1 protein-coding gene (only partly in view) is annotated in these 12741 nt (G+C 61.6%); it reads left to right on the top strand.

Translation table 11 applies throughout. From position 1 onward, the window contains the following. Nucleotides 1-12741, top strand: the end of a protein-coding gene (locus ACILSR_RS10545; protein WP_395749727.1) for an autotransporter-associated beta strand repeat-containing protein. The gene continues 30021 nt to the left of window position 1, outside the view; 12741 of the gene's 42762 nt are visible here — the last part of the coding sequence; its start codon lies off the left edge, out of view; its stop codon occupies nt 12739-12741.

Below are 12741 nucleotides of genomic sequence, written 5' to 3'. Positions count from 1 at the left end.
CGCCTCACCGGCGACATCCTCAGTGCTGTCACTGTCAATGCTGACGCTACGATCACGAACAACAACCAAGGGGTGATGCAGCGGATCGGCTCGCTGACGATTGCCGACCTCGGCCCTAATTCCCCCATCTTCCTGAACTTCTCCCAGAATGGCGTCACCGTCACCGGCACCACCAGCCTGGGGGCCAACAGCACGATCATCGGAAGCTCCTTTGGCGTTTCTAATCAGACCATCTTCGAAGGTGTGGTCACTGGCGGAGCGAACGGCAAGCTCATCAAGGTGGGCAACGGCGGGCTGATGTTTGCCAATGCCGCCAACACCTTTGGCACTGCCGGCCAGACCGGCCTGGAAGTCTGGGCTTCCACTCAGAACACCGCGACCAGCCTCATTGGCAGCACAAGCCTCTCGGGCACTCCATTCGGAGTGGGCGACATCAATCTCCTTCCAGGTACGCTGATCCGCCTTGCCAGCGCGACGAACATCGCCGCCCAGAAAGTCACCGCGACCAGTGACAGCTATGGCTACACCGGGGTGTCCTTTGGTTTCAACAACAACGGCACGAAGCTGACGCAGGCCAATATCCTGAGCCTGCTGACCACCAGTGGAGCCGCCAATGGCAAGGTCCAGCTGAACTCCACGGGGCCAGCCCTCGGTGTGATCTCACTCGACAATTCATGGCAGTATGGCTCTCTCGATCTGGGTGCCATGGAACTGGCGCTCAATGGCAGCTCCAGCGGACCGAAGCTGTGGCTCGGCACCTCGATGAGCGGGGTCAACAACCAGCTTTACTTCAACCCGACACTGGGCGCTTCCACGGATGGTGTTTACCGTTTCGGCGGCGGCGGCAACCAGGGGACTCTGCAAGTCGGCGCGGGTGCGTTTGAAAACGTGCTTACCGGGGCCACCTCTGTGCAAGTCGGCGCAACGGTGGGCGGGATTGGTTACAACAGTCAGTCGGTCATCAATGGCAACTTCAACCTGACGCTCACCAACCGCAACAACCTCACCGGAGATACCTGGGCCAATCGCGGAACCACCCTCGGCCTTACCAACAACTTTGCTCTCGGTACGGGCAGCCTGGTGGTCAACGAAACCAGCAACAGCGGTGTGAACATTGGCCAGGCATCCGAAGGCGCGGTCAGCGCAGCCGGCATCAGCATCTACAACACGGTGAATCTGGTGGGCGATTTCCGCACGGCGGGCAACAACTTCGTCCTGCGTGGCAATGTGAATCTTGCCCCGAACGGTGTCGCAGCCACCCGGACGATTGAAAACACGGGGGAAATGAGCATCCTCGGTGTCATCAGCGGCGCGGGCAGCAACCTGATCAAGACGGGGGCCTCCGCCTTGGTGCTGAACGGTATGAACACCTACACCGGCACCACCACGCTGAATGGCACTGGCGGACTTTTCGTCGGCAACGACGTGCTGCCCAACACCAACGGCGCTTTGGGCAACAGCGACACTCCGCTGGCGGTCACCACCGCGGGCTCGACGCTCGGACTCAGCGGTCAGGTGAACTTTGGACGTGACCTGGTCCTCAACACGACATCGCTGACGCTTCTGGGCAACTCCATGTACACCGCGAGATTCACCGGTGGCACCAGCATCATCAGCGGCAGCACGCTCACCATCCAGGCGCTTACCACAGGCCGTATTGAAATGGCGGGCGCGATCACCGGCCCTGGAGTTCTGGCCGTGGGCAGCGCTGCGGCCACCGCTTCCGGTGTCGTCTATTTCGGTGCGGATGCCAGCGGCTATTCGGCCAACACCTACACGGGCGGCACGACTCTGAACAATGCGCGCGTCATCATCGGTGCGGACAGCTATTACACCGGCACCGCTGCCATCCCGACCGTCGTCAGCAGCCCCTTTGGCACTGGTGCCCTGACCTTTGGTACTGGCAACGCAAACGCGGGCACCCTGATCGGATCCAATGGCGTCAACCGCACGATCGTGAATGCCCTCGGAGCTCTTTCCTCAGGGGCCGCCTTGCTGATCACCTTTGAAGGACGTGGCAGCCAGGTGTACAGCAACGCGATCAACAGCTGGGACCTCAACTCCAATGCCGCCCTGCAGAGCCGCCAGTTCGTGGTCAACACCACCCAGGGCGTCATCCAATTTGATGCCAGCTTCACCTCCAGTGGTGCTGGCGGTGTCAATCTGGTCAAGCAGGGCCCGGGCGTCCTGGTGATCACCGGCAACAACGTCGTGGCCTACAACAAGACCACCGCAGACACAAACTATGGCTCGTCCTGGTTCATTGACGCTGGTCAGCTGCGTGTGACTGCGGACGCCCAGCTGGGTGATCCGACCCTGACTCTGGCAGTGGGCAGCACTGCCCACACAGTGGCTGGCCTGGCCGCCGATGTCCGCCTGCGTGGCGGTGTGCTCTCCATTGGCAGTTCCTTCACCACCTCGCATCAGTTGATCCAGACGGTCGCCAGCGCGATCGAAGTTTCGAGCGGCAGCACCTTTGGTGAAGCACTTCCGATTACCGGTGCCTTTGCCCTTACAAAACTTGGCGGTGGCACACTGGTGCTCAATGCCTCTACCAACGCCTTCACCGGCCTGACCATCGGCAGCTTCGTCGGTGGTGGTGGCACAGTCACGACGGCCATGGGCGCCATCGCGGGCCAGCAGCCGTTCGGCCCTGGTACAGTGACGCTGGGTGGCGGCACGCTGCAGATCACTGGCGTGACCGGTACGGCACCCGCAGGGGTGACGGTGGGCACGACGCAGGGCGCGGCCAGCTACATCCTCAATGTGAGCAATGCCTCGAGCATCGTTCCAGGCATGACGATCACGGGCACAAACATCGCCGCGAACACGGTGGTGACGGCGGTGAACGGCTCCAACATCACTCTGAGCCTGCCCACCACTGCGGCGGCCACGAATGGCACAGCCCTGACCTTTGGCATTGCCAACCAGGCTCTGACCGTTGCCGGGCTGACCTACAATGGTGGCAGCGTGCAGGCGCTCAAGGGACTCTCCGGCGGCGTGACCACGGTGACTTCGGCCCTCACGGCCACGGCGCTCACACGCGGAACCAACGGCATGCTGACTGTCATCAGCTCCAACCTGACCTCTGACCTCGGAACGAACGAAAAATTCATCCCGGGTGCCGCGGTGGGCAACACCAGTGGCATTCTTACAACGCCATCGATCGTGGGTCTCGGCCTGAACGACGGAAATCTGAACTTCCTGCGTTATGTGGATGCGACGAGCGGCCTGGCATTGAACAATGCCACCACGGTGGGCACGCTGGTTGCCTCCGCGGCGACCTCTCTGGCGGACATCAGCAGCGTGCAGTCTGTGGCTGGCAGCACCATCGACGTGCTGGCCCTGCGCACGAACAGCAACATCACCTCCGGCGGCGCCTCCTCGCTGCTGCGCATCGCCAGCGGCGGATTGATCATGAACGGCGCGGGCACGGCTGGTCCAAACATCAGCAGCAATCTGCGCTTCGGCACGGGCGCGACAGCGCAGGAAGCCCTGGTCTTTGTCAGCGGCGGCCAGACAAGCAGTTCCATCCTCTCCGGCAGCTATGAAGCCACCGACTTCACCAAGGCTGGCCTTGGCACCCTTCTGCTTTCGGGCACCGGAAACGTGATGGCTTCCACCACCACGGCGCTGCGCAACCTGACCATCCAGGAAGGCACTCTCATGTTTGGATCCCAGAGCGCCGTGGCCTCCGGCGGTCTGATCAACCTCGTCGTCAACAATGCGGGTGTGTTTGACCTCAACGGCCAGAACATCACCATCGGCGGACTCGCGGGAACGGGAACAGTCACTGGCACCTCGGGCTCTCTGACGGTGAACGCCGGTCTCGGCCAGGCCACCACCTTCTCCGGGGTCATCACCGGCAGCGCCAGTCTGACCAAGACAGGAAACGGCACCCTGACGCTGGGGCAGCCGGTTAACAAGGATGGCGCACCCCTGGCCAGCACCTACACCGGCGGCACGACCATTGGGGTCGGTCGCATCACCAGCGCAGTGGCGGCGAACTCGCTGCTGACCACAGGGACCTCCAGCAGCTTGATCGTTCGCAACACGCTTGCACTTGGCACCGGCGGTGTCTCGCTGCAGGGCGGCTCCCTCGACCTCGCGGCGGTCACGGGCAACGGCTACGTGACCGGCGAGCTTGTTGACGGCATCAACGTGATGCAGTTTGGGGCCGGCAGCGGCTTGAACATCACTGTGGCCGCTCTCAACAGCTGGGGCCAGGCGAACACCACCTCCGCGCTCTCCACCAGCACCGCGCCGGTCGCCTGGAGCATGGTCAACAACGTCATTCTGAATGCACCTGCGCTGACTTGGACAGGTGGCCAGACAACGAACGTCCTGATCGCCGGCACGCTTGATTTGAGCGCCAATGCCAATTCGAACGTCATCCTGAACACGCCCGCCGTGTCCGGCACCGTCGGCGGCAATGGGGTCATCTCCGGCCAGATTTTGGCTGCAGGCCAGACTTTGACCAAGGTGGGTGGCAGCACTCTGTTCCTGACCAATGGCCGCACCAGCATGCTGCCGGACGGCAGTGCTGATCCTCTGGGCCAGGGGGCCAACAAAGTGGGAGCGTGGCAGGTCATGGCAGGGACTTTGGAAGTGCGCACTTCGGGCAATGCTCTCGATCCTCTCGGCGGCACCAATGCCAGCCCTGTGGTGGGCAGCCTCAACGGCCTGGCTTACAGCAATGCGTCCGTCACCCTCAATGGCGCCACCCTTAACATCCGTAACGATGGAGACAACACCGCTGACATGCAGGTGCTGACCTCCTTTGCCAACAACAGCCTGAACATTGGCTCCTCGGCGGGCATCGGCAGCAGCTATATCGGCAGCACCAACTCCACCGTCAGCCTGGACCGCCTTGCAACGGCAACAAGCAACAAGACCGTCCGCTTTGGCGATCTGAACTTCGGCGGCCCGCTGGGAACCGCCTTCCTGACGGTGAACAACGGCAATGCGTTCAGCATCGCGTTCAACAACCTCACCATGGTGAAGGATGCCTATCTGGCATTGAGTACGAACGCGACGGTCTATGGAACGATCAGCGGCAACGGAACGCTCTACAGGCAGAATGGCAGCAGCCTCTTCATCAACAGCGACAACAGCGCTGGCTGGCAGGGCGGCACCGTCCTCAACGGCGGCACCACCTTCTTCGGCGTGTTTGAAGGCAACATGACTGCTTTGAGCGACACGGCGGCGGGCCTGGTCCCCGGACTTGTGGCCAATTCAAACCTCGGCCGCGGCAACATTCTGATCCAGCCGGGCATCGCCCTGCAGTTCAACAGCCTGAACAACATCGTCTCCGGCTGGACCGGCACCGTCGATCTGCGCAGCAACCTCATGGCAAACTATGGCATCCTGCGCATGGCCGCAAACGCACCACTCTCGGCGTTCAACCTCCGGATTGGCAGCCTCGGCGGACCGCAGAGCACCTCATGGTATGGCCTCGCGGGTGGCAACGGCCTCAATGGCGGCGGCAAGGATCCTGGCGGTGCCATCATTGCTTTGAACACGGTTTACAACCAGGTCATCAACCTGATGAACATCGGTGACGGAACAGCTTTCCTGGGTTCGACCACCAACGGTGTGGGCCTGAACGGCAGCTACAACGCCGCCACACTCGGCTACGGCCTTGGCACCACCTACCGTCTCGGCAGCGGTGGCAGCACTCTCTACGTCAGCAGCGACATGGCCAGCAACAACATCCTGACCAATGGCCAGGTTCGTGACGCCAGCCTCATCGTTGGCATGATCCACAGCGCGCTGAACGTCGATACCCTCACGGGTGGCAATGGTCGCGGCACGGTGGTGCTGCTGACCAATAACGACTATCGTGGCTCCACCACGGTCAATCGTGGCAGCGTGCTGGACTTCCGCGGCTCCCTGGCTTCGAAGAACTACGATGTCTGGGGCACCATCATCGCCGGTGGCCTGGGTGGCACATTCCTCAATGCCGCAGGAACGGACAGCCTCTTCAATGCATCGGGTGGCAGCTTTGTCCTGCGCCCAAGTTCCGAACTGCGGTTTGACTATGCCACCGGCCTGCTGGCAAACAGCAGTCTGGAAAACTCCGGCGGCCAGGGCCGCTGGCTGAACACCCAGGCCCTGACGCTGGACTCCGCCACACTGCGCCTGCTGGGCAATCGCGACATCGAAGTGACTGAAACCGTCGGGGACGTCACGGTGAAGGGCTTCGGCCAGCTCGTTGTGCAGCGTGATCTGCTGGATCGCACCGTCACCCTCGTCGTGGGTGGTGGCGCGGGCGCTGACATCAGCCGCACGCTCGACCGCATGGTCAATGGTCTGGCTATCACCGGCAACAACGCCACCCTGCAGATCAATGACATCAATGGCAGCCAGCTTGGCAGCGACGAGCGTATCAAGCTCACGAGCGGTCTCGGCGCCAATGGCATTACGGCTCTTGGTGGCATCACCAACGGCATGCTGGCACCTTGGATGGTCAACGCCACCGACGGCCAGTTCCTCACTTATACTTCCGCCAACGGCTTCGTGAACGCCGGCTTCGACTCCATCCGCTCAGGCGCCATTGCCAACGGCACTGCGGTGCCCACCGAGCGCACCTATGTCAATGCTGCAGCCAGCATCACCGGCGGCGGAGGTCTCGTCCTCGACACTTATGCGATGCGCGCAGATGCCAGCATCACCTTCGCCAACAACACGACCGCGGCAGCAACTGACGTCATCCGCCTTCAGAGTGGTGGCCTCATCGCCATCAATGCGATTACCATTGTGCCCGGTCTGAATGCAGGACCTACGGCCAAGGAACTCGACATCTACAATAACAGCACCCTCGCCATCGGTACCATCACGACGCAGGCTGCGTCCAGCAGCCAGCCAGGGATGAGTCCGACGACCACCGGCCAGATTCTTAACGCCACCACGGTCGTCAAGCAGGGCGCCGGCACACTGCAGATCGACTCGCCGCAGAATTCCTTCAGCGGCAACTGGATCATCAATCAGGGGAATCTGACACTGCGTGCTCCGTCCATCACCACAGGAGCCCTTGCGTCGGCAAACCTGGGCGGCACCGCCACTCTGGCGCAGATGAACGCAGGCACCGGCGGGGTGGTCGCATTGAACAACTACAACGCCACCTTGAACCTCGCGTCTGACGTCGGTGCGGTCGTCACCAGCACCTTCACCAGCACCTCGGGTTCCAGCAGCATCGTAGTCTCCAGCGCCACGGGCTTGGCGGTTGGCCAGCCGATCGCTGGCAACGGCATCCCTGCGGGAACCTACATTGGTTCGATTGCCACCAACACGATTGGTCTGGTGTCTGCCACGGGAACAGCGGTGACTGCCACCGTCACTCAAGGCACCGCCACCAACAACAACTTCGTCGCCAATGCAGGCGGTGTGGTGAATCTCACCGGTGTCACGACCGTTGCGAGCAGCACCACGGTCACGGTGGCCAGCACGGCCGGCCTTGTTCCTGGCATGGTCATCTATGGTCTGGGTTCGGCCGCTCTGACGGTCTCCCAGATCACCAGCCCGACCACCTTCACCATCAGTGCCGCGCCTGCCGCGACCATGACGGGCGGGCAGCTCACAGCGGTGGTTGGTACCACCACCTTCAATGTCGGACTCAACATCGGCGAAGGTGTGGCCCAGGCCATTCTGACCTCCAACCGTGTTGGCGCCCTGACCACGGCCATCACTGCGGGCAACCTGGTCATGGCGGGTGGCATCCGCTTTGGTGGCTCTTCGGGTGAGCAGGGACAGACCCTGTATTTCAACAACCCGACTGGCAGCACCACCTTCAACGTCCTTGCTCGCGGCGGACTGGACCTCGGACCTGGAACCATCGATGGCAGTCAGGCCTATGCCTTCATCAACACGGGTGCCAACGGCAACCCCACCACGCTCAGAATTGACGGTCAGGTGACCGGCGGCGCCACTCTGGTGAAGACCGGCGGGCAGACTCTGGATCTGGACAACGTCAGCACCGGCCTTCTGAACACGAACTCGGGCGGCATCCAGGTGCAGCAGGGCACGCTGAACCTGCGCGGCACCAGCGTGGGCGTGCCGATGACCGGCGCCACCGTCGCGGCGGGCACCACCGTCACCGTTCCTTCGACGACCGGCCTGGCGGTGGGTATGCTTGTGTCTGGTCCTGGCATCCCAGCAAACTCCACCATCCTGACCATTCCAAACGGTACGACGTTCACGATCGGCTCGGCAGCCACCGCTCAGACGGGCCCGCAGACGCTGTTCTTCTTCGCTGCCGCCTCCCTGAACTCCTTCGCCAGCGGCAATCCGAACGTGCTTGGCAACTCCAGCACGATTGTCGCGGGAGTGACCACATCCGCCCTGTTTAACGGCGGCATGGGCACTGGTGCTCTGACCCTCTGGGGCGGAACCACCAACATCCGCCTGGATGTCGGCACCAATGACTCGACCCGCCAGCGCTTCTGGATCGGTAACAGCGCCACTGGCAACAGCCTCATCGTCAACGGCGCGTCCACGATCTCCATTGACCGTAACTCCGGTTCATACTCGGCCAAACATCTGGCATTCAGCGACATGACGATTGGCTCGACCACGCTCAACGCCAGCAGTGGCAACTATGTGCTGGAAATCAACGGTGGAACCAATCTCACCGGCACACCTGTGCTGAACATCACTGGCGGCCAGATGCTCCTCAACGGGGCCATCACCGACGGCGGTGCCGGTCAGGCGATCATCAAGAACGGTGGAAGCGAACTGTGGATCAACAGCAACGCCAGCCTCTTCGGCGGCCTGTATGCCGGCACCATCGGCACCAAGGGCCTCGGCATCGTGGTCAATGGCGGCCTGCTCCGCTTTGGCGACGTCAGCGGCGAAAATCCGACGCTCAATTTGAACACCATCCTGCGTGGCAGCCAGATTCGCATCAATCCGACGGGGAATATTCTGATCTCCGCCACTGGTGGTGCGTCGCCGAACCTGACCTTCGCAGCCGGGCAGATCGCTCAATACAGCGTGAATCCGCAGATGTCTCTGTTCCGCGTCAACAACAACTCCATCACGAGCGCCAACCTGCAGAACTGGCTGTCCAGTGACTCCAGCGGCGTGATCGCCCTGAACGTGAGCAACGCCAACAGCCTGGATCTGAGCCTCATCGGCAACGGCCAGTATTATCTGGGCGCGGTCGCAGGAGTCAGCTACACCGGCACGACGCTGGGCGTGGGCGCCGGCAGCCTCTACCGCATCGGCGGAGGCACCAACACACTGACCGTCACCAATGGTGTGCTTGCCGGCTCCAATTCTGTGATCATCGGCAGCCAGGGAGGCAATGGCAACAGCACGGTGATCCTCAATGCCGTGAACACCTACACCGGCACCACGGTTGTGAGCCGCAACAACACGCTGCGTTTCACTCCTGCCCCAACCGGTGCCAACAGCGCACTCGGCACTGGCGGTCAGGTGGATGTGTTTGGCCAGCTGCAGGCGGAAAACGCCGGCACGTTCCGCAACTCCGGCGGCACCGCCAACCAGAACGCGATTGTGCTGCATCCTGGTTCGATCCTGCGCTTTGAAAACAACGTCACGGCCTCGAATTACAACCGCTGGGATGACGCCACGGCCATCAACCTTGATGGTGCCCAGTTGCAGATCAACTCGCTCAATAACGTCGCTGCGGCGGGTAACGTCGAGGACGTCGGTGCCATCACATTTGGACGTGCTGCGGTGATCAGTGTTGCCAACACAGGCACTGGATCTGTCGCCTTGCGCACACCTTCTCTCATTCGTGCCAACGGTGGCACTCTCCAAATCTTGGCTGGTGATGCGGACAACGGAACAAGCGTTGGTCTTGGACGAGGTGCGCTTGGCACGACCAATGTGGACCAGCTTTTGGTCACCGGCAGTCTTCCTAGCGCGGTCACGGGCGGAAGCCTCGTGAACGGCATGTTGCCAGCCTACTATATCAACGGCACGGACAATCGCTTCGTGACTTATGGAGCCAATGGTATTGTGAATGCGGCATTCACTGCAGGCTTCTCGCTCACCGGAGGCGTGTTTACCACCAATGGCACCGGCACGCAGATCGTTGACATCGGCTCTGGCACCATGACGCTGACGCAGGATCAGAGTATTTACGCCCTGCGCACCAGCCAGAACATCAACCCCGGATTTGGCCAGTTCAACACCATCACTTTTGCAGATGGCGCCACGGATGCGGATCGCGGCGGTTTGATCAACACCGGCACACCGACGATCTCCGTCAATCTGAAGTTCGGCACTAACGGCGACAAGGAAGCCATCTTCTACAATGCTGGCAACCTGACGATGAGCGGTGACATCTTTGCCGGCAGCATCACCAAGTTCGGTGGCAGCTCTCTCATCATTGCCAAGGACCAGACCACGGCCGCTCGCGGCACCGGCAACGGATTCGGCGGCAACTGGGTGGTGAACCAGGGCACCCTGCAGTTCAACACCTTCGGTGGTGGCGGCGACGGCGGAACAATCACGCTCAATGCGAGCGGCATCACCTCCGCTGCAGGGACCATACTTCAGCTCAGCGCGACAAGCGGCAGCACGCTGACGGGCCAATACAGCTTCGGCCGGATCATCGTTGTGGACAATGCGCTGATCAATGTGGATCAGGGCGCGGACGACCGCACGGTGAACATCAACGACGTGGAAATCAACTCCACAGACACCACCGGGCTGTCTCCTGCACGTGTGCGCTTCACCCTGAACCGCAGCCGCAGCATGGTAAATGCCGGAGTGCTTTCTCTTACCGGCACCGGTGCCTCCATCCTGGACGTCAACGCCACCGGCACGAACAACCAGATCACCTCGGGTGCCAGCACAGGCATCTCCTTCACCGGACTCACGGGCAGCCAGAACCTCATCAAGTGGGGCAACGGCTACGCCTTCATCGGCGGCGACAACACCGGCTACACCGGCAACACCATCATCGAGCAGGGTGCGCTGGCCGTGACAAGCGCCAACGCCCTGGGGGCGGGTTCGCTGACAGTGCGCCGTTACGGCGTCCTGGACATCATGACCACTGGCTTTACGAAGTCGGCCACGTATGAAGCAGGCTCCATCGAGCGCTGGAGCGTGGACAATGCCCGCAGCGGCGCGATCAACCTGGGCGGTGCCACCCTCCAGGTGAACGCCGACCAGTTCAGCACCAATGCCACAGTCACCCTGAACGGCGGATCCATTGAAGGCTTCCTCCGCTCGGATGATCTGGTCAGTGGCAACTCGGGCACCGTTTTCCGCACGCTGGGTGCGGGTGTGAGCATCGTGCTCGGCGGCAATTCCTTCGTGGGCCAGAACTACCTGACCGATGGACCGAACGGAACGGACAATGGCCGGTCAACGGATGGCAACACCAATCCGTCGCAGGGCACCATTCCAGACATCAACAACAACAGTGTCCAGAACGACACGGCACGTGGCGTCATCCTGGACATCAAAGGCAGCATCAGTGGTTCTGGCAGCCTTACCAAGCAGGGCGGTGACACGGTGATTCTGTCTGGCAACAACACCTACAGCGGCGGCACCAACATCGCTGACGGCACCGTGCGCCTGAACTCCGCCACGGCGCTCGCGCAAGGCGGCAATCTGAGCACCACAGGACGCGGTATTCTGGACCTGGGCGGCTTTGACGCCAATGTGAAGCACCTTACTGCCACGGCGACCACAGGGGCCTTCGTGAGCAGTTCTGGTTTCATCACCAACTCGGCCACCACGGTGAACACCCTGACCGTGGGAACAGGATCCACGGCTGATTACACCTACGGCGGTGTCATCCAGAACAACGTGGCTGTCACCAAGACGGGAACGAACAACATGACGCTCACCAATGTGAACACCTATCTGGGGAACACTCAGATCAACGCGGGTGGAGTCATCCTGGGAGCCAGCGCCACCATCGACGACACTCCTTGGGTTGGCATGAACACCGCGACCACGCTGGATGTGAGCTCGAAGGGTGGAGTAGGCTACACCTACGACGGCGTCATCAGCGGCGGTGGTGTGGGAGCGCAGAAGACTGACAATACCAATCGCGCGACGATTTTGGGCAACTTTGTGGTGGGAGACAACACCGGCAACGTGGGCTCGGTCGGCAGCATGGCTCCCGGCAATTCAAGCCTGAACAGCCTGGCCACTGCGGGAGATCAGGTGGGTCACATCAATGTCACCGGCAATCTGACTTTGAGCGGGGCCATCACCGGAACCACGACGAACACGACCCGCCTGACGTTGCAGGCCAATGTGCCGACCACGAATCTCGGCGCCCTGGGCTGGGATGGAAGCACCGACATCAGCACCTTCATCAACGGTCTCCCCACCGGCACGGCCGATCAGCAGGGTGCGCTGAATGGAACCTTTGGCAACCTCAGTGGCCATGACTACGTCAATGTTGGTGGCACGCTGAACGTTGCATCTCTTGGAAACATCGTCGTGACCCATACGGCAGGCTCCATTGGAGGCGGGGATGTGTTCAACCTCATCGACTGGAGCTCAGTGACCGGATTCGGAGCTTACGGCACTGGTTTCTTCGTTGGCGGCAGAATTCAGGACGGCACCGCGTTGCCATCCGTTCAGGATCTCCAGCTCGCAACGCTTGACCCGGGTCTCTTCTGGGACACCAGCCTCTTCGCCAGCTACGGTGTCCTGGTGGTCGTGCCTGAGCCTTCGAAGGCGTTGTTCCTCATGTTTGGTCTGCTGGGCCTCATGCTGCGCCGTCGCCGCCGCTCCGGCATTTGCTGA

This window comes from Prosthecobacter sp. (assembly GCF_044222565.1).
GTDB lineage: Bacteria > Verrucomicrobiota > Verrucomicrobiia > Verrucomicrobiales > Verrucomicrobiaceae > Prosthecobacter.
This window is presented reverse-complemented; position numbering and strand designations above follow the sequence as displayed.